Consider the following 18041-nt stretch of genomic DNA (forward strand, 5'->3'; position numbering starts at 1 on the left):
AGGGCCAGTGGCTTGAGGATAGTGCGCGCCGTGTTCGGTCGCATTGGACTGGCATTTTCCCCGGCACTGGAGCCGAGCGCAAACACCGTCGCGCACCATCATGCCGCAGAAGTTACTGAATCAGCTTCCAGTTTTTGTAGAAAAACCGCCGCAAGGTAAAGACCGCTCCGGCAAAGCCCGCGATCAGGCCGTTGAGCAACGACGGCACCAGGGTTGGCCGCACGATATCGATGAACAGGCAGTAGCGCTTGGCGTCGTTCTTGTTGAAGGAGGCGTGCATCAGCGTGTCATCGAAGATAAACAGCGGGTCATCGTGCCAGTAGTGCTTGTGCTTGCCGACCTGGATGTACACGCCGTCGTGATGGGGCGCCGGTGCCATGTTGTAGAGGACGCGGAACATCATGCGCAGCGGGCCGAAGTGAAACGAGGTGGAGCGGTTTTCGTTGAACACCGACACGCCGATGGTTTTCACGTAGGGCAGTTTTTCCCGCAGTTGAGGGATATCCAGGGTGGTCTCGATCGGGCGGCCGTACCATTGGAAAAACAGCATGCCGCGTTTTTTCTCGGCCATGCGCTCATCCAGGTACTGGATGATCTCGTCTTTGTTGGCCATGGCGTCGTCGATCACCTTTTGCAGGTCTTCACGCCAGGCCGGCGGCAGGTCGTTCATTTTATAAACGTGGCGATTACGCTGGCTCAACAAATCGAACAGCGTGTTGAACGGCGCCAGCAGCCAGGTATTGCGGCCGTTGCCGATGAAATACTTCTTGATGGTCGCGCTGTCATACAGGCCATTGCGCAGGAAGTCATACAGCCCACAGAACACCACAAGAAGCAGAAACACCAGGGTGGTCTTCGGGAAGCAATAAATGAACAGCAATACGCCAAGGACCCAAGCGGCGGATGCCAGGCGTTTGCGGATGACACTCTTACTCATGAAACTGGGCTCCATCGGACGGTTTTCGATTGCTTCAAAACCGTCCGCGGTTGACTGGCAGGCCAGGTAAAGGCATCAGTCAACCCGTGGGCATCATGCCCGAGCCGAAACATATCGAAATAATATGGTCATGATAGGGTGTTATCGCCCTCACGTGGCGTTTTAAATGCTGGAAATTTGTGAAGTTGCTGCACAGATTTTTACCGTTGTCCCCCTAAAATGCCTCGGCGGATGGTCAGGTCGGCGGTGTTGCGGATAGCATTTTGTGAACAGAAGATTTGCGACTATCGTGACGCTTCGGTTTTCCGGGCGTCATAGACCGGTACGATTGACGCTGTAATGGCCACCATTGGCCTTCGGCACCTTGGAAGAGGCAGAAATTTTATGATCATCAAACCGCGGGTTCGTGGCTTTATCTGTGTGACCGCTCACCCGGTTGGCTGTGAAGCGAATGTCAAAGAGCAGATCGACTACGTGACCGAACACGGTGCCATTGAAGGCGGCCCGAAAAAGGTGCTGGTCCTCGGGGCTTCCACCGGCTATGGCCTGGCTGCGCGCATCAGCGCTGCCTTTGGCTGCGGCGCCGACACCCTGGGCGTGTTTTTTGAGAAAGAAGGCGAAGAAGGCAAGCTCAGCTCCGCCGGCTGGTACAACAGCGCCGCCTTCGAGAAGTTTGCGCTGGAAAAAGGCCTGTACGCCAAGAGCATCAACGGCGATGCGTTCTCTGACGAGATCAAGCGCCTGACCATCGAAACCATCAAGAAAGACCTGGGCAAGATCGACCTGGTGGTCTACAGCCTGGCCGCGCCACGCCGTACCGACCCGCAAGGCGTGGTGCACAACTCCACCCTGAAACCGATCGGCAAGGCCGTGACCCTGCGCGGCATCAACACCGACAAGGGCGTCGTGGTCGACACCACCCTTGAGCCGGCCACCCAGGAAGAAATCGACGGTACCGTGAAAGTCATGGGCGGCGAAGACTGGCAGTTGTGGATCGACGCCCTGCGCGACGCCGACGTGTTGGCCGAAGGCGCCAAGACCACCGCGTTCACCTACCTCGGCGAGAAGCTGACCCAGGATATCTACTGGAACGGTTCCATCGGCGAAGCCAAGAAGGACCTCGACAAGAAAGTCCTGACCCTGCGCGAAAACCTGGCGGCACTGAAGGGCGACGCCCGTGTGTCGGTACTCAAGGCCGTGGTGACCCAGGCCAGTTCGGCGATCCCGATCATGCCGTTGTACCTGTCGCTGCTGTTTAAAGTGATGAAAGAGCAGGGCACCCACGAAGGTTGCATCGAGCAGGTCTACGGCCTGTTCAAGGACAGCCTGTATGGCAAAGAGCCCAAGCTCGACGCCGACGGCCGCCTGCGTGCGGACCTCGCGGAACTTGAGCCGAAGGTTCAGGACGCAGTAGCGGCCCTGTGGAATCAGGTCTCCGACGACAACGTCAACGAGATCAGCGATTTTGCCGGCTACAAGGCGGAATTCCTGCGCCTGTTCGGTTTCGAGATCGACGGCGTGGACTACGATGCTGACGTCAATCCGACCGTGAAGATCAAGGGCCTGGTTCAGGCTTAAGCGCTTCGGGTAATGAAAAAGCGGCCTCCAGGGGCCGCTTTTTTGTGCGCGTCATGCCAGACTGCGGCCGTTATCACACCCACGCTAACGGAGGATCTTCATGACGATTCGTGCAGTCGTTTTTGATTTCGGCGGTGTCCTGTTCGACTGGAACCCGCACCATCTCTACCGCCAACTGATTGCCGACGACCATGAGCGCCAGCAGTTTCTGGACACGGTCTGCACCCAGGCCTGGAACACCGAGCAGGACGCCGGGCGCAGCCTGGCCGAGGCGACCCGCACGCTGATTGCCGAGCATCCACAGCACGAACCATTGATCCAGGCGTATTACGACCGCTGGCACGAGATGCTGCGGGGCGCATTGCCGGAGGGTGTGGCGATCCTCGAAGCCTTGCATGAGGCGAAGATGCCGCTGTTCGGCCTCACCAACTGGTCCGCCGAAACCTTTCCCTATGCCCGCGCCAACTATCCCTTCCTGCAATATTTTCGCGACATCGTGGTGTCCGGCGAAATCAAGTTGATCAAGCCCGATCCCGCGATCTACCACGCCAGCCTGGCTCAGGTGCGCGCCCATCTGCCGGATATCCAGCCGGCTGAAGTGGTGTTTATTGACGACGTAGCCGGCAATATCGAGGCGGCCATTGCGCTTGGTTGGCAAGGGATTCACCACGTATCTGCCGCGCAGACCCGTGAGCGCTTGCGCGAACTCGGTGTGGACCTCTAGCGCGCCCACTTCTCCATGACGAAATCCACGAATGCCCGCAGCTTGGGCAGGCGATAGCGGTCCTGGGCGTACAGCAAATGCATGGGCCGGCTGGGCAGTTGGTAGTCCGTCAGTAATGCCACCAGTTTCCCGGCCCGCAGGTCTGGCTCGACCAGGGCGTCAGGCAACATCACGATGCCCATGCCTTCCAGGGCAGCCTGGCGCAAGGCCTGCGAACTGTTGATGGTCAATGAGCCGGAAACCGGAATTTCCACTTCGCCTTCTGCGCCGCGCATTCGCCACAACTTGTCGGCGTTGCGCCAATCGTCGGTCGCCGGGTAAGCGAACGCCAGGCAGTCATGTTGCTGCAGATCATCGGGGCGTTGAGGTGTGCCACGGCGCGCCAGGTACTCCGCAGAGGCGCAGAGGGTGATGGTGTAATCCTGCATGGGGCGGGCAATCAGGCTTGGAGCGTCCAGCTCGCCCAAGCGGATGGCCACGTCGAAGCCGCTGTCGACCATGTCCATCCGCTGGTTGCTCAGCACCACGTACAGCTTGATCTGTGGGTAGCGCCGGGAAAATTCGCTGAGCGCCGGTGCCAGGCGTTCGGTGCCAAAGGCCGGTGGTGCGGTGATCCGCAGCAGGCCCTTGGGCACGTCACTGTTGGCTTGTTCGGCCATCTGCTCGGAGTCGGCCACCAGGCCCAGCACCTCCAGGCAACGCTGGTAATAAATCCCGCCAAACTCGGTCAGGCTTTGCTTGCGGGTGGTGCGCTTGAGCAGGCTGACCCCCAGGCGTTGTTCCAGGGCGCGCAGGTGATTGCCGACCATGGTGGTGGACATGCCGCACGCCTGCGCCGCCGCCGTCATGCTGCCGGCTTCCACCACTTTCACGTACACCGTCATCGCCTGGAACAGATCCATTATCAAGCCCTGATTTAAAGTGATTGCAGTGTTGTGCAGTTTATCCAGCTCAGGTGGCTAACGATACTGGTGCCATCACTACGATGCACTGGAGCCTGACGCCATGACCGCCGCCTGCCTGATGACCACTTATCAACCGTCGCCCCTGAGCTTTACCCGTGGCCTTGGCACGCGCCTGTGGGACCAGCAGGGCCGTGAATACCTGGACGCGGTGGCCGGTGTGGCGGTGACCAACGTCGGTCATTCCCACCCACGGCTGGTGGCGGCCATCAGTGAGCAGGCGGGTTTACTGCTGCACACCTCCAACCTTTACAGCATCGACTGGCAGCAGCGGCTGGCCCAACGACTGACCCAGCTTTCTGGTCTGGACCAGGCGTTCTTCAACAACTCCGGTGCCGAAGCCAACGAGACGGCACTGAAACTGGCCCGGCTGTATGGCTGGAAAAAGGGCATCGAACAGCCGCTGGTGGTGGTGATGGAGAATGCCTTTCACGGGCGCACCCTGGGCACCATGTCCGCCAGCGACGGGCCTTCCGTGCGGCTGGGGTTTCAAAAGTTGCCGGGGGATTTTATCAAGATTGGCTTTGGGGACTTGAAGGCGTTGGAAGCCGTGACCCAGAAGTTTGGTGCGCGGATTGTGGCGGTGCTGCTGGAGCCGATCCAGGGCGAAAGCGGTGTGCAGGTTGCGCCGCCGGGTTATCTGAAAGCCTTGCGCGAGCACTGCACCCGGCAAGGCTGGTTGTTGATGCTTGATGAGATCCAGACCGGGATCGGCCGCACGGGCCGCTGGTTTGCTTTCCAGCATGAAGGCATCGTGCCGGATGTGATGACTTTGGCCAAAGGCCTGGGCAACGGCGTGCCGATTGGCGCGTGCCTGGCTCGGGCCTCCGTTGCGCAGTTGTTCACCCCCGGCAGCCACGGCAGCACCTTTGGCGGCAACCCGCTGGCCTGCCGCGTGGGGTGTACGGTGCTGGAGATCATTGAAGAGCAAGGCTTGCTGGACAACGCGGCGCAACAGGGCGAGCGGTTGCTGGCGCGCCTGCGGGTGGAATTGAGCGAACATCCCCAGGTGCTGGCGATCCGCGGGCAAGGGCTGATGATCGGCATCGAGCTGGCAAGCCCGCATCGCGACCTGGCCCAGCGTGCGGCGCAAGAGCATGGCCTGCTGATCAACGTCACGCGGGGCAAGATCATTCGCCTGCTGCCGCCGCTGACCCTCGATGCCAAGGAAGTGGAAATGATCGTGCGCGCACTTTCCCGGTTGCTGGACTAGACATGGATGAGGCTGACGCGGAGCGTCACTGGCTGCATTCCCACGCAGAGCGTGGGAACGATCCTCAAACGGGGTAGCCGGAGCCCACCTGCACCCCGTTCAGCCATTCCTGGTTCAGGGTCTCGGTATCCCCCAGGTAGTCCAGCAACCAGGCCATGGCCGGCGACAGTTTGTTCTGCGCCCACGCCACGCAAGACGGGCTGGCGGGGAAGGGCCGGGACAGTTGCAGGGCACTCAGCTCGCCGCGGTCGATCCATGGCTGCACCAGGTGCGCCGGTGCCATGCCGACGCACAGGCCGTCCCGCAGGCAATCAATCGCCGAAGCCCAGTGCGGCACCACCAAGCGACGCTGGTTATCCAGGGTCCAGGTGTCGCGCTTGGGCAGGTTGCGCGAGGTGTCGGTCATGCACAGGGAGGCGAAGGGCCGCAATTGGTCATCGCTGAGCAGGCCTTCTTCCGCCGCCAGCGGATGCCGGCTGCTGACCACGCACAGCCAGTTCAGCAGGCCCATGTCGCGAAACGTGAATTGACTGGCCACCGGCACCGCGCTGGTGGCGCCGATCACGATGTCGGTGCGGTCATCGGCCAGGGCATCCCACACACCGTTGTACACCTCGTATTCCATCAGCAATTCCACCTCCGGGAACTGCCGATAGAAATCCAGCACCAGTTGCCGACAGCGCTGCTGTTTAACGATGGAATCCACCGCGACCTTCAACTGGCCACTCCAGCCATTGGCCACTTGCTGGCACAGCCGGCGGGTGCCGAGCATTTTTTTCATGACGCCACGGGTTTCGTCGACGAACAATTTACCGGCGGGCGTCAGCTCCACGTCCCGATGACGTCGGACAAACAGCGGCACTGCCAGCCACTCTTCGATTTGCCGCACGGTGTAGCTGATGGCCGATGGCACGCGGTGCAGTTCCTGGGCGGCGGCGCTGAAGCTGCCGTGGCGGGCCACCGCATCCACGACATCCAGGGAGTATTCAGACCACATGGGGTTTGCCTTCAAAAATATTGATAAGAGTGTTCAATTATTATCGCTTCACAGGGAAATGCTCAGCTTCATAATAGGTGCCAGTCAGCAAATAGTTTGATGGCAGTTTATACAAGGCTTCAATGAAAAATTCTTTTGGATTCACCTGGTACCTGGCGGGGCTGAGCATGCTCGGCTATCTGGCCATGGATATGTACTTGCCGGCGTTTGGCGCCATGGGCGAGCAACTGCAGATTTCCCCCGGCGCGGTGGGCGCAAGCCTGAGTATTTTCCTCGCCGGCTTTGCCGTAGGGCAGTTGCTGTGGGGGCCGCTGTCCGACCGCATGGGACGCAAGCCGGTCCTGCTCACCGGCCTTTCCCTTTTTGTGCTCGGTTGCCTGGGCATGTTCTGGGTCGAGACTGCACCGCAACTGTTGGCCTTGCGTTTTGTCCAGGCGATTGGCGTGTGTTCCGCCGCTGTCAGTTGGCAGGCGCTGGTGATCGACCGCTACCCGGCGGACAAGGCGCATCGGGTGTTCGCCGGCATCATGCCGCTGATGTCTCTATCACCGGCCCTGGCGCCGCTGCTGGGGGCGCTGATGTTGAATCACTGGGGCTGGCAGGCGATCTTCGGTGTGTTGTTGGTGGTGTCGTTGCTCCTGCTGCTGCCTACGTTGTTTCTCAGACCGCTGCCGAAACGCCTGACAACTGATGCCGAACCTTCCCGGCTCGGCTATGGGCAATTGCTCAAGTCGCGGGTGTTCACCGGCAACGTGATGATCTTTGCCGCGTGCTCGGCCAGTTTCTTCGCCTGGCTTACCGCTTCGCCGTTCATCCTCGGCGGCATGGGCTACAGCCCCAATGACATCGGCTTGAGTTACGTGCTGCCGACGCTGTCGTTCCTGATTGGTGGCTACAGTTGCCGCAGCGCGTTGCAGCGGTTCCAGGGCAAGACTTTGTTGCCGTGGTTGCTGCTGGCGTACTGCGTCAGCATGGTCGCGTTGTATCTGGTCGCGACCTTGACGGTGCCGACGCTCGCGACCTTGCTGATTCCGTTCTGCCTGATGGCGCTGGTCAATGGCGCCAGCTACCCGATCGTGGTGGCGAATGCGCTGATGCCGTTTGCAGAAAATTCCGGCAAAGCGGCAGCCTTGCAGAACACCTTGCAGTTGGGCCTGTGCTTTCTCGGGAGCCTGATTGTGTCGTCGATGATCGACCAGCCGCTGTTGATCACCGCGATCGTGATGCTGGCGACCGCGCCATTGGCCGTGTTGGGCTATTGGTTGGCGCGGCCGAAGGTTGACGATGCGGATGCCGACCTGGTGCGCGCCCGCTAGAACGTCACTTCCATGTTCACCGTCGGCGTTGATGTGCGGCTGCCCCGGCCGCCGTCCACGCCGAACTTGTTATGCCAATACTCGTAACCCACCCCCAGATACAGGTTCGGCTTGACGCTCTTTCCCGGGCGCACCGCCACCATCAGCGCGGTGCGCATCAGGGTTTCCGGCGCCGTATCGCGGCCATGGAAGTCCTCGCCCTTTTCCCCGACGTGATTGATAAACCCCTGAAACTTCGCCCCATGGTTGCCGATCTCGAAAGGCCGCATCCAGGTCAGGTTGAGCATGTAGGTATCGTCGAAGGTGTGATCGGGTTCTTTCGCGCCAGGAATGCCGGAATGGTTCTTTTCCTTGTAGTACATCAGGCTCAGGTCCAGCACGCCGACGCTGTTGAACTTCAAGGTCGGGCCAATCACCAGTGCACGTTTTTTCGCCGAGGCCAGGTTGTTGTTGCGGTTGGCGTCAAAGCCGAAGGTGAGGGCGTAATCCTTGATCACCCCGGTGCCCAGCGGCACATCGAGTACCCGTGAGGCATACAGCTGATGCCGGTACACGGCATACACTTCGCTGCCGCCGTGGTCGGTGCCCTTGCGTGGGTCGCGGCTGTCGGACAGGAACACATCGAGGTTCAGGTAGTTGCTGCCGTATTGGTAGCCGCTGGCGTGGGTGAAGCTGTAGATACGCTTTCTGAATTCATCCGGGTTGTTCGGATTGGTGAACTGTTGCCCGTAGCGAAATCCTACGCTGTTGTTCATCCATTCCAGCGCGACAGCCTCCCCGCCGCCGAACAGTGTGAGTAATACGGTTGCGCCGTGCAGTGCCTTTTTCATTGTTTTAATTCCTTTGGCGTTTTGGCTCATGGCGACCGCGCAAGGGTCGCCGGGCGCAGTATCGGCACATCCGTTATGGGTTCCAAAGAACAGAATCTCGCCTGGGCCGATGCCGAAACGGCAGCACTGAAGCTGGCCTGAGAGTCAGGAAATACGCGGTGCGGAGGGCGTTTCCTGATGTTCGCGCAAGTTGATTTCTTCACTGAGCAGATGGGCCATCGCTTGTACCGCCATCGGCAAGTCCCGATCTTTGCGGGCGTACAAGCCGAGGTCGCTGAAGATCCCGCCCTGGTCGCTGAGTGGGATGTGCAAGAGTTCGCCACGGGCCAAATCGGCCTCCACGCCAATGCGCGTCTGGAACGCGATGCCCAGTTGCTGGCGCGCCAGTTGCCGGGCCAGTTCCATGGAGTTGCTCTGCAGCAGTGGCTTGTTCGCCGCCGCCGCACGCTTGTGCAGCGGCGCGATCAGGTGATGAACCGAGAGTTCGCTCTTGGCCTGGATCACCCCGTGCTCACAGCAGCGTGCATAACTCACGCTGGCCTCGCCAGCCAAGGGGTGCCCCGGCGCCATCAGTGCACCCAGGCGGAAATGGCCGACACACACCTGGATGGTTTCGCTGCTGCGCGGTAAGGCAAAGGCCAACCCCAGGTCAGCCTGGCCGTTGACCACCGCGCCGGGAATCGACTGCGAACCTTGCACCGTGACGCCAACGGTCACTTTCGGATAGCGCTCACGCATGCGCTTGAGGGCGGCGGGCAGCAGTTCCACGGTGGCGCCTTCCACCGTGGCGATTTCCACATGGCCGGTCTGCACGCCGTTCAAGCCATCCAGTTCGCCGCGCACACGCTCCACATCCTGCAACAGGACACTCACATGACGGGTCAGGATTTCCCCGGCAGCGGTCAGGCGCAGGCCGCCGGGCAGGCGCTCGAACAGTGCCGCGCCCACTTCGTCCTCCAGCTTGAGGATCTGCCGGTTCACCGCCGAAGACGCCACGTTCAAGCGGCGCGCGGCTTCGCGGATCGAGTGGCAACGGCGAACCATGTCGAAGTAGTAAATCGCCGGAGCGTGGATGCGCAGCTTGCGGTTGAGCAATTTTTTCAAGTCCTTGTGCGCAGCACTTCGAGCCACGGGGCAGGGCGGCTGAATGGATTTTTGTAACGCCGTTTGTGGCCTCTTTGTGAAACTGATTGTATACAACTCTATGGACATCCAATCTTTCTATTGCATACAGTGAGCGCACAACAAAAACAGAGAACCCCTCACCATGACTATCCCGAAGGCGTCACCGCAGCGGCCAGAAGACGAGAATCTCGGCGTCGCGGCCAACATGGCTTACGGCCTGCAGCATGTGCTCACCATGTACGGCGGCATCGTGGCCGTGCCGTTGATTGTCGGCCAGGCGGCCGGGTTGTCCCCCGCCGATATCGGCCTGCTGATCGCCGCGTCGCTGTTTGCCGGTGGCTTGGCCACGCTCCTGCAAACCCTGGGGTTGCCGTTCTTCGGCTGCCAGTTGCCGCTGGTGCAAGGGGTGTCCTTTGCCGGGGTGGCGACCATGGTGGCGATCGTCGGCAGCGACGGCGCGGGCGGTATCCCGGCGATACTCGGGGCGGTGATGGCCGCGTCCTTGATCGGCTTGCTGATCACCCCGGTGTTCTCACGAATAACCAAATTCTTCCCGCCGCTGGTCACTGGCATTGTGATCACCACCATCGGCCTGACCCTGATGCCCGTCGCCGCCCGCTGGGCCATGGGCGGCAACAGCCGCGCCGCGGATTTCGGCAGCATGCCGAACATCGGTCTGGCGGCGTTGACCCTGGTGCTGGTGCTGCTGCTGAGCAAAATCGGCAGCGCGACCATCTCGCGGCTGTCGATCCTGCTGGCAATGGTGATCGGCACAGTGATCGCGGTGTTCCTCGGCATGGCTGACTTCTCCAGCGTGACCCAGGGCCCGATGTTCGGCTTTCCCACGCCCTTCCATTTCGGCATGCCAACCTTTCATCTGGCGGCGATCATTTCGATGTGCATCGTGGTCATGGTGACCCTGGTGGAAACCTCGGCGGACATTCTCGCGGTAGGTGAAATCATCGACACCAAGGTCGACTCCAAGCGCCTCGGCAATGGCCTGCGCGCGGATATGCTGTCGAGCATGTTTGCGCCGATCTTCGGCTCGTTTACCCAAAGTGCCTTTGCCCAGAACGTCGGGCTGGTGGCGGTGACCGGGGTCAAGAGCCGCTACGTGGTCGCTACCGGCGGGATATTCCTGGTGATCCTCGGCCTGCTGCCGTTTATGGGGCGGGTGATTGCGGCAGTGCCGACTTCAGTGCTGGGCGGTGCCGGGATCGTGCTGTTCGGCACCGTGGCTGCCAGTGGTATCCGGACCTTGTCCAAGGTGGATTACCGCAACAACATGAACCTGATCATCGTCGCCACTTCCATCGGTTTTGGCATGATCCCGATTGCGGCACCGAGTTTCTATGACCACTTCCCAAGCTGGTTCGCGACCATTTTCCATTCAGGGATCAGTTCGTCGGCGATCATGGCGATCCTGTTGAACCTGGCGTTCAACCACTTCACCACCGGCAACTCGGACCAGCAGTCGGTGTTTGTTGCGGGGACTGAGCGCAGCCTGTGCTTCCAGGATGTGGCGGCGTTGCGGGATGGGGATTACTTCAGCGGCGGCAAGTTGTTTGATGCCGAGGGCAAGGAAATTCCGTTGCTGGCAGAGGTGCCGAAGAAAGCGGCGGTGCACGGCAGGGCGCAGACCAGCGAGGTGTAACAGCCACAAAGAGTCCAATGTGGGAGCGGGCTTGCTCGCGAAGGCGGTGTGTCAGTCGCTAAATATGCTGACTGATCCACCGCCTTCGCGAGCAAGCCCGCTCCCACATTTTGATCTCAGCCAGTCTTGAGCGTTTTGTGGGGCACCGAGCAAGCCTCATCCAAAAACTGCACCACCGTCCCCATGCATGCCTGCCGCTCTTCAACATGGGGCATGTGGCTGGAGTCTTCGAACAGCGCCCAGCGCACGTCGGCAATCTCATCCAGGAACGGCTTGACCACCAGCGGCGTGGCCTCGTCATGGCGACCGGAAATCACCAGGGTCGGCACATTGACCTTCGACAGCCGGCCGATCACGTTCCAGTCTTTCAAGCTGCCAATCACATGGAATTCCGTCGGGCCGCTCATGGCGTGGTACACCGTCGGGTCCGAATCCACCTGGGCGAAGGTGCGCGCGACTTCTTCGGGCCATGGATTGACCCGGCACACGTGCTGGTCATAGAAAATTCGTGAGGCGGCCAGGTATTCAGGGTCTTGGTAGGTGCCGGCCTGTTCGTGCTTGAGCAGGGTCTCGTGCACCCCTTCTGGCAGTAACTTGCGCAGGCGGTTGGCCTCGGCGACCCAGGTCCGCATGCAGGTTGGCGAGTTGGCCGGGATAAACGCGCGCAGGCCGTTGGGTTGCAGGATGGCGTGTTCGCTGCCAAGCATGCCGCCCCAGGATTGTCCCAGGATTGCGTAGTTGTTGCTGATCTGCAGGTGGTCCAGCAGGTTGTCCAGTTCTTCCAGGAACAAGCCGACGGTCCAGAAGGAAGGGGCTTTGTCGGGCAGGTGCGTGGAGCGGCCATTGCCCAGTTGGTCGTAGTGAATGACCGCGTGGCCACTGGCAGCCACGTCCTTGTAGGCGTCGACATAATCATGGGTACAGCCCGGGCCGCCATGGAGGATGACCAGTGGCGTGAGGCCGCTGTCCAGGTCGCCGGTGATTCGGTACCAGGTCTGGTAGTCGCGAAAAGCCGCATAGCCTTCGCGGATGGTGTCGATGAATTCCATTTCGTGCCCTGCCATGAGAAAAAGTGATCAGGTACACGATAGTCGGCACGCAAAGTTTAAGTAACTAGCAAAACAGCTAGGTTTTTCCTTCGGATCAGTCTTCCAGCAACCGGTAATGGGTGGCCCGTACTACCGCTTGCACACGGTTCTTGGCCCCCAGTTTGTGCATGGCCGACGCCAGGTGCAGGGTGACGACTGCCAGGGAGCGGCTCAATTGCGTGGCGATTTCGGCGGCGGTCAGGCCGTCGGCGGCCCATTTCAGGCATTCGCGCTCACGCTTGGTCAGGCGGATATGCGGGTAGGAGCGCAGTTCCTTGCTGAACAGCGGGTAGGCCGCTTCCTGCAACGCGTGGGTAATCAGGCTGAATTCCGACAGGGTCTGGCGGGCGTCCTCCAGCACCGTGCTGGCCTTGCCGGTGCGCAGGCCGGTCAGCGAGGCGAAACCGCCCCGGGGCAAATGGATCGGCACACTGACGCCGCAGGTCATCTGTCGGTCGTGCAGGTAGCTGGAAACGGGGGCGTGGCAGGCGTCGATGACCTTTTGCAGTGCGGTGTCGGCCTTGGCCTCGTAGGACCAGACAAAGGGTGAAACCGTCGACAGCGCCAGGTGTTGCACCGGATCGATCTGATAAAACCCGGAACTGCACCACAAGCTGTACCAGTCTGGCGGCGTATTGCGCAGTTGCAGCACTGACGGGGTGATCAGTGCACCATTATGGTCAATGGGCACGGGGGTGTAGTCGTAGACCAACGCATCAAAACCCAGGTCCTGGGCCAATACGAGGGTGTTGTCCATCTGTTCATCCAGGCTCCTGCCGGGGATGAGACGGTCATTAAAGGCAGTTAACCTGGCCAGCATCCGTTCTGCTCCCGAATTCGTTTGAATCTCGTCTTGCTGCAAGTAGAATGCCACGCCCCGGCGAAGGACTGCCAGACCAAACCTATAAGAATTACCAGGTTATGGATGCGCGGCATCCTCGGTAGTGTTGGCCTTTAAACGGCCACTCTCTGCAGGGCCGACACACAACAAGGAATGTATGCATGTGGCGTGAAATTGCCCCCGACCAGCAGTACAACGTGCAAGTCGATGGCCACAACCTCGTGGCCTACAGCTTTGGCGAAGGCGACGAGGTGTTGCTGTGCCTCAATGGCGGCCCTGGCCTGCCTTGCGACTACTTACGCGACGCCCATGGCTGGCTCAAGGACAACGGCCTGCGAGTGGTTGCATTCGACCAGCTTGGCACGGGCGCATCAGCCAGACCGACCGATGTTTCGCTGTGGGAAATCAGCCGTTATGTCGAAGAAGTCGAGACCGTGCGCCAGGCCCTCGGCCTGGGGCGCGTGCACCTGCTGGGACATTCCTGGGGCGGATGGCTGGGCATCGAGTACGCCATTCACTATCCCGACGCGCTGAAAAGCCTGATCCTGGAAAACACCGTCGGCGATATTCCGCACCTGTCACTGGAACTGGAACGCCTGCGCGGCGCCCTCGGTAGCGAGACCGTGGCGATGATGCAACGCCATGAAGCCATGGGCACCCTCGACCATCCGCAGTACCAGGCCGCTATTACCTTGCTCAACTATCGCCATGTCTGCCGCCTGGACGAGTGGCCGGCGCCGGTCCAGCGTTCCCTCGGCGACTGGAACATGGGGCCCTACGAAACCATGCAGGGCCCCAACGAATTCCTCTACATCGGTAACCTCAAGGACTGGAACCGCATCCCCGAGATGGCCGAATTCAAGATGCCGATACTGATCACCACCGGCCAGCACGATGAACTGACCCCGGCCTGCGCCATGCGTATGAAAAGTGCGGCCAGGCACGCTGAATTGCACGTGTTTCCCAACAGCAGCCATATGCCGTTTTACGAAGAGCCCCAGGCTTACTTCCCGGTGCTGCTGGACTTCCTTGCTCGTCACCGAGGCTGACGGATGAACCTGGCGCGTTACCGTTTTGTGCTGTCCCGGCCGCTGCAATTACTGCCGGTGCTGTTTGGCATCAGCCTGATCACCTTTGTACTGGTGCGCTCGATTCCCGGCGACCCGGCGCGGGCGCTGCTGGGTTCGCGCAGCACCCCGGACGCCTTGCTGAAGATCCGCGCCCAGTACGGCCTCGACCAGCCACTGTGGCTGCAATATTTCTACTTCCTGAAGAACCTGCTCAAGGGCGACCTCGGCCAGTCCCTGCTGTACAAGGTCGACGCGCTGAAACTGATAGTCACCCGCATCGAGCCGACCCTGTTCCTGGTACTCGGCAGCGTGCTGCTGGCGCTGTTGATCGCTGTGCCGCTGGCCACCGTGGCCGCGCGTAATAAAGGTGGATGGGCGGATAACCTGATCCGGCTGTTTACCACGGTCGGCCTGGGCATGCCGGCGTTCTGGCTGGGCTTGATGTTGATCCTGTTGCTCAGCGTGCAATGGGGCCTGTTCCCGGTCTCCGGGTATGGGCGCACCTGGCTGGACAAGGCGCACCACATGGTTCTGCCGTGCCTGACTATCGCCCTGGCGCTGTCGGCGGTGCTGGTGCGCAACCTGCGGGCGAGCATGTTGATGGAATTGCAGGCCGATCACGTCACCGCCGCCCGGGCGCGCGGTTTGTCGGAGGCGGCGGTGTTTCGTCGCCACGTACTGCCCAATTCCCTGGTGCCGGCGGTCAACCTGCTGGCGGTGAACATTGGCTGGCTGATCAGCGGTACGGTGGTGATCGAAAGCCTGTTCGCGATTCCCGGCATTGGCCAGTTGCTGGTGCGCGGGATTTTCACCCGCGACTACATGGTGGTGCAGGGCGTGGCGATGGTGCTGGCCTGTGCCACCGTGCTGGTCAACTTTGTTGCCGATGTGGTGACCGTCGCGCTGGACCCGCGAGTGAAGATGCAATGAGCAGCCGCCCATTGATTGCCCCGTGGCGCTTGCGCCTGCGCTTTGGTTTCCGCAATGGCCGGCTGACGGCGGCCTGGGGTCTGTTGATCCTCGTGACATGGCTGGCCCTGGCCGTGTTCGCCCCGTGGATCGCACCGTTCGATCCAATTGCGCAAAACACCGACATCAGTTTGCTGGGCCCCAGCCTCGCCCATCCATTTGGCACGGACAACTACGGTCGAGACATTCTTTCGAGGGTGATCTGGGGCGCGCGCATCGACCTGCAACTGGCGGTGGTCGGGGTGATCTTCCCGTTCCTGATCGGCACCTTTGTTGGCGCGGTGTCCGGCTATATCGGCGGGCGTTTTGACAGTTTCTGCATGCGGGTGATCGACGTCATCCTCGCCTTTCCGTTCCTGGTGCTGATGCTGGCGATCATGGCCATTCTCGGCCCGGGCTTGAAAAGCTTCTATATCGCCATGGCGCTGGTGGGCTGGGTGTCCTACGCGCGGCTGATCCGCTCACAGATCCTGGTGCTCAAGGAGAGCGACTTCGCCCTGGCCGCCAAAAGCCTGGGCTTTGGCCATGGGCGCATTCTGTTTCGGCATTTGTTGCCTAACGCGATGTTCGGCTCGATTGTGTTCTCGATGTCTGACGCGGTGCTGGTGCTGCTCAACGGCGCAGCGGTCAGCTACCTTGGCCTGGGCGTGCAACCGCCGACCGCCGAGTGGGGCACCATGGTTGCCGAAGGGCAGGCGTTTATTACCACCGCGTGGTGGATTTGCACCTTCCCGGGCCTGGCCATCGTGACATTGGCCATGGGGTTCAGCCTGCTGGCCGATGGTGTGGCGCAAGTGCTGGGGGATCGCTCATGAGTCTTCTGCAAGTGCGCGACCTGAGCGTGATCGCCAACAACACCGGGCGCGATGTGACCTTGGTGGACCGAGTCTCCTTCGACCTGGCCGAAGGTGAAATCCTCGGCCTGGTGGGCGAAAGCGGCTCAGGCAAGACCATGGCCTGTCGCGGGCTGATGCGCTTGCTCCCGTCCCCGAGCTTGCGGGTGCAGGGCGGCTCGGTACGTTTGGCCGGCCAGGAGTTGCTCACGCTGGATGATGCCGGGATACGTGCGGTGCGCGGCGGGCAACTGGGGATGATTTTCCAGAACCCCAGCAGTCACCTCGACCCGTTGATGCGCATCGGCGAGCAGATCGCCGAAGGCATCCGCCTGCATCAGGGCGCGTCGAAAAAAGACGCGCGCTTGCAGGCCATCGAGGTGCTGCGCCAGGTCGGCATTCCGGATCCTCAGGCGCGTATCGACAATTATCCCCACGAGTTTTCCGGCGGCATGCGCCAGCGGGCGATGATCGCCGTGGCCCTGGGCTGCAATCCCAAAGTGCTGATCGCCGACGAGCCGACCACCGCCCTCGACGTGACCGTGCAGGCCCAGATTCTGCGCTTGTTGTTGGACCTGCGGGACCAGCGCGGCCTGTCGATCATCATGATCACTCACGACCTGGGCGTGGTGGCGCAAACCTGCGACTCCATCGCCGTGATGTACGCCGGCCGCCTGTGCGAACACGGCAGCAAATACGAGCTGCTGGCGCACCCGCAACACCCGTACACCGCCGGCCTGATCGAATGCCAGCCCGCCACGAGCAGTGGGCACGCCCTGTTGCGCACCATCGCCGGGCAGCCGCCGTTGCTCGATGCCTTGCCCAAGGGCTGTCGGTTCAACCCGCGTTGCCCGCAAGTCGGGAGCTTGTGCACCGAGCTGTTGCCGGAAGGTGTGCGGGTTGCCTGCCACTACCCCTTGGGAGTTCGCCCATGACGCTTTTGCAGGTGAATGACCTTGAAGTGCGTTTTGCCGCCGCTGGCAGTGGCTTGTTTGGCCTGAATAAACAGTGGGTGAGGGCGGTCAACGGCGTGTCGTTGACCCTGGCGGCCGGCGAAACCCTTGGGTTGGTGGGCGAGTCCGGCAGCGGGAAAAGCACCCTCGGGCGGGCGATCCTGCACCTGAATCCCATCAGCGCCGGGCAGGTGGTGTTTGACGGCATCGACATGGCCCACGCCGGGCCTGTCGACATCGCGCGTTTGCGGCACGAGACGGCGATGATCTTCCAGGATCCCTACGCTGCCCTGAACCTGCGTCTGACGGTCGGCGAAACCATCGCCGAAGTCCTGCGGGTGCAGCGCAAGGTGGCGCCAGAAAACATTCCACGCCGGGTCGACGAATTACTCGACCTTGTAGGCCTGCGGCCCGAACTCGCCAGCCGCAAGCCCGGCTCTCTCAGCGGCGGCCAGTGCCAGCGCGTCGGCATCGCCCGGGCGCTGGCAGTGGAGCCACGGCTGATCATCGCCGACGAATGCGTGGCTGCCCTGGATGTGTCGATTCAGGGCCAGATCATCAACCTGCTGCTGGAACTGCAACAGCGCATGAACCTGGCGATCCTGTTTATCGCCCACGACCTGGCTATCGTCCGCCGCCTGTGCGATCGGGTGGCGGTGATGTACCTGGGGAAGATCGTCGAGGAAGGCCCGGTGGAAGCGGTGTTCACCACGCCGCGCCATCCCTACACCGCAGCGTTGATCCAGGCGATCCCGGAGATTGATCCGTACCGCCCGTTGCCCAGCGAACCGTTGCCGGGCGAGCCGCCGAGCCCGCTGAAATTGCCCGGTGGCTGCGCCTTTCACCCGCGTTGTCGGCATGCACGAGCCGTGTGTGCCGAGGTATTGCCGCCGACTCACGTTGTGCAAACGCATCGGTACAGTTGCGTGCTTGAAGAACCTTTGCTTTGAA

General features: G+C 61.2%; 17 protein-coding genes. 10 read left to right on the forward strand and 7 right to left on the reverse strand.

Annotated elements, in window-relative coordinates:
• Positions 1–112: 112 nt before the first annotated feature.
• Entirely contained in the window at positions 113–937 is an 825-nt protein-coding gene (locus tag D109_RS0113085) for an aspartyl/asparaginyl beta-hydroxylase domain-containing protein (protein WP_017477294.1), read from the reverse strand.
• Positions 938–1321: 384 nt separating this feature from the next.
• On the opposite strand from D109_RS0113085, the gene fabV reads away from it, so the two are divergent.
• Both fabV and D109_RS0113095 read left to right on the forward strand, forming a co-directional pair.
• Positions 1322–2515: an enoyl-ACP reductase FabV gene (gene fabV / locus D109_RS0113090; protein ID WP_017477295.1), complete on the forward strand. Its 1194-nt coding sequence runs from the start codon at positions 1322–1324 to the stop codon at positions 2513–2515.
• 100 nt (positions 2516–2615) lie between these two features.
• Positions 2616–3239, forward strand: a complete 624-nt coding sequence (locus D109_RS0113095; RefSeq protein WP_017477296.1) for an HAD family phosphatase — start codon at positions 2616–2618, stop codon at positions 3237–3239.
• Here the strand turns inward: D109_RS0113095 and D109_RS0113100 are convergent.
• Complete coding sequence (locus D109_RS0113100) at positions 3236–4141, reverse strand: LysR family transcriptional regulator (protein ID WP_017477297.1); 906 nt, start codon at positions 4139–4141, stop codon at positions 3236–3238. The two genes, D109_RS0113095 and D109_RS0113100, sit on opposite strands and share 4 nt — an antisense overlap.
• Before the next feature lie 103 nt (positions 4142–4244).
• Here D109_RS0113100 and D109_RS0113105 point away from each other — a divergent pair, with 103 nt between their 5' ends.
• The gene (locus D109_RS0113105; RefSeq protein ID WP_017477298.1) at positions 4245–5414 is read left to right on the forward strand and encodes an aspartate aminotransferase family protein; all 1170 of its coding nucleotides are present in this window, start codon (positions 4245–4247) and stop codon (positions 5412–5414) included.
• Between the two features lie 64 nt (positions 5415–5478).
• Here D109_RS0113105 and punR read toward each other — a convergent pair whose 3' ends face one another.
• The gene (gene punR / locus D109_RS0113110) at positions 5479–6411 is read right to left on the reverse strand and encodes a DNA-binding transcriptional activator PunR (RefSeq protein WP_017477299.1); all 933 of its coding nucleotides are present in this window, start codon (positions 6409–6411) and stop codon (positions 5479–5481) included.
• A gap of 122 nt (positions 6412–6533) precedes the next feature.
• Here punR and punC point away from each other — a divergent pair, with 122 nt between their 5' ends.
• Positions 6534–7727 (forward strand): purine nucleoside transporter PunC, encoded by a 1194-nt coding sequence (gene punC, locus D109_RS0113115; RefSeq protein ID WP_017477300.1) that lies wholly within the window; start codon positions 6534–6536, stop codon positions 7725–7727.
• Here the strand turns inward: punC and D109_RS0113120 are convergent.
• Entirely contained in the window at positions 7724–8557 is an 834-nt protein-coding gene (locus D109_RS0113120; protein ID WP_017477301.1) for a hypothetical protein, read from the reverse strand. The genes punC and D109_RS0113120 overlap by 4 nt on opposite strands.
• 144 nt (positions 8558–8701) lie before the next feature.
• On the reverse strand, positions 8702–9652 hold the full coding sequence (locus D109_RS0113125; protein ID WP_017477302.1) for a LysR family transcriptional regulator: 951 nt from the start codon (positions 9650–9652) through the stop codon (positions 8702–8704).
• A 172-nt stretch (positions 9653–9824) separates the two neighbouring features.
• Between D109_RS0113125 and D109_RS0113130 the strand changes: the two genes are divergently transcribed.
• On the forward strand, positions 9825–11336 hold the full coding sequence (locus D109_RS0113130; protein ID WP_017477303.1) for a nucleobase:cation symporter-2 family protein: 1512 nt from the start codon (positions 9825–9827) through the stop codon (positions 11334–11336).
• A gap of 116 nt (positions 11337–11452) precedes the next feature.
• On the opposite strand, the gene D109_RS0113135 is transcribed toward D109_RS0113130, so the two are convergent.
• Positions 11453–12385, reverse strand: a complete 933-nt coding sequence (locus tag D109_RS0113135) for a proline iminopeptidase-family hydrolase (RefSeq protein WP_017477304.1) — start codon at positions 12383–12385, stop codon at positions 11453–11455.
• A 94-nt stretch (positions 12386–12479) separates the two neighbouring features.
• Entirely contained in the window at positions 12480–13244 is a 765-nt protein-coding gene (locus D109_RS0113140; RefSeq protein ID WP_026077936.1) for a LuxR family transcriptional regulator, read from the reverse strand.
• 182 nt (positions 13245–13426) lie between these two features.
• On the opposite strand from D109_RS0113140, the gene D109_RS0113145 reads away from it, so the two are divergent.
• The 5 genes from D109_RS0113145 to D109_RS0113165 are packed head-to-tail and all read left to right on the forward strand — an operon-like array spanning position 13427 to position 18040.
• Positions 13427–14314: a proline iminopeptidase-family hydrolase gene (locus D109_RS0113145; RefSeq protein WP_017477306.1), complete on the forward strand. Its 888-nt coding sequence runs from the start codon at positions 13427–13429 to the stop codon at positions 14312–14314.
• A 3-nt stretch (positions 14315–14317) separates the two neighbouring features.
• Complete coding sequence (locus D109_RS0113150; protein ID WP_010176243.1) at positions 14318–15265, forward strand: ABC transporter permease; 948 nt, start codon at positions 14318–14320, stop codon at positions 15263–15265.
• Positions 15262–16119, forward strand: coding sequence for an ABC transporter permease (locus D109_RS0113155; protein ID WP_017477307.1), 858 nt, complete (start codon positions 15262–15264; stop codon positions 16117–16119). The genes D109_RS0113150 and D109_RS0113155 overlap by 4 nt, the downstream gene beginning before the upstream one ends.
• Positions 16116–17072 carry an ABC transporter ATP-binding protein gene (locus D109_RS0113160; protein WP_026077937.1) on the forward strand — a complete coding sequence of 319 codons (957 nt, stop codon included), beginning with the start codon at positions 16116–16118 and terminating at the stop codon, positions 17070–17072. Before D109_RS0113155 ends, D109_RS0113160 begins: the two co-directional genes overlap by 4 nt.
• Positions 17069–18040 (forward strand): ABC transporter ATP-binding protein, encoded by a 972-nt coding sequence (locus tag D109_RS0113165; protein WP_017477309.1) that lies wholly within the window; start codon positions 17069–17071, stop codon positions 18038–18040. Before D109_RS0113160 ends, D109_RS0113165 begins: the two co-directional genes overlap by 4 nt.
• Position 18041: the final 1 nt, after the last annotated feature.

It is taken from the genome of Pseudomonas sp. PAMC 26793 (assembly GCF_000313235.1).
Taxonomy (GTDB): domain Bacteria; phylum Pseudomonadota; class Gammaproteobacteria; order Pseudomonadales; family Pseudomonadaceae; genus Aquipseudomonas; species Aquipseudomonas yamanorum.

Bases quoted from the DNA above. Each gene is read 5' to 3' on its own strand.
- D109_RS0113085 (WP_017477294.1), bottom strand. From the start codon at position 937: ATGAGTAAGAGTGTCATCCGCAAACGCCTGGCATCCGCCGCTTGGGTC.
- fabV (WP_017477295.1), top strand. From the start codon at position 1,322: ATGATCATCAAACCGCGGGTTCGTGGCTTTATCTGTGTGACCGCTCAC.
- D109_RS0113095 (WP_017477296.1), top strand. From the start codon at position 2,616: ATGACGATTCGTGCAGTCGTTTTTGATTTCGGCGGTGTCCTGTTCGAC.
- D109_RS0113100 (WP_017477297.1), bottom strand. From the start codon at position 4,141: ATGGATCTGTTCCAGGCGATGACGGTGTACGTGAAAGTGGTGGAAGCC.
- D109_RS0113105 (WP_017477298.1), top strand. From the start codon at position 4,245: ATGACCGCCGCCTGCCTGATGACCACTTATCAACCGTCGCCCCTGAGC.
- punR (WP_017477299.1), bottom strand. From the start codon at position 6,411: ATGTGGTCTGAATACTCCCTGGATGTCGTGGATGCGGTGGCCCGCCAC.
- punC (WP_017477300.1), top strand. From the start codon at position 6,534: ATGAAAAATTCTTTTGGATTCACCTGGTACCTGGCGGGGCTGAGCATG.
- D109_RS0113120 (WP_017477301.1), bottom strand. From the start codon at position 8,557: ATGAAAAAGGCACTGCACGGCGCAACCGTATTACTCACACTGTTCGGC.
- D109_RS0113130 (WP_017477303.1), top strand. From the start codon at position 9,825: ATGACTATCCCGAAGGCGTCACCGCAGCGGCCAGAAGACGAGAATCTC.
- D109_RS0113135 (WP_017477304.1), bottom strand. From the start codon at position 12,385: ATGGAATTCATCGACACCATCCGCGAAGGCTATGCGGCTTTTCGCGAC.
- D109_RS0113140 (WP_026077936.1), bottom strand. From the start codon at position 13,244: ATGCTGGCCAGGTTAACTGCCTTTAATGACCGTCTCATCCCCGGCAGG.
- D109_RS0113145 (WP_017477306.1), top strand. From the start codon at position 13,427: ATGTGGCGTGAAATTGCCCCCGACCAGCAGTACAACGTGCAAGTCGAT.
- D109_RS0113150 (WP_010176243.1), top strand. From the start codon at position 14,318: ATGAACCTGGCGCGTTACCGTTTTGTGCTGTCCCGGCCGCTGCAATTA.
- D109_RS0113155 (WP_017477307.1), top strand. From the start codon at position 15,262: ATGAGCAGCCGCCCATTGATTGCCCCGTGGCGCTTGCGCCTGCGCTTT.
- D109_RS0113160 (WP_026077937.1), top strand. From the start codon at position 16,116: ATGAGTCTTCTGCAAGTGCGCGACCTGAGCGTGATCGCCAACAACACC.
- D109_RS0113165 (WP_017477309.1), top strand. From the start codon at position 17,069: ATGACGCTTTTGCAGGTGAATGACCTTGAAGTGCGTTTTGCCGCCGCT.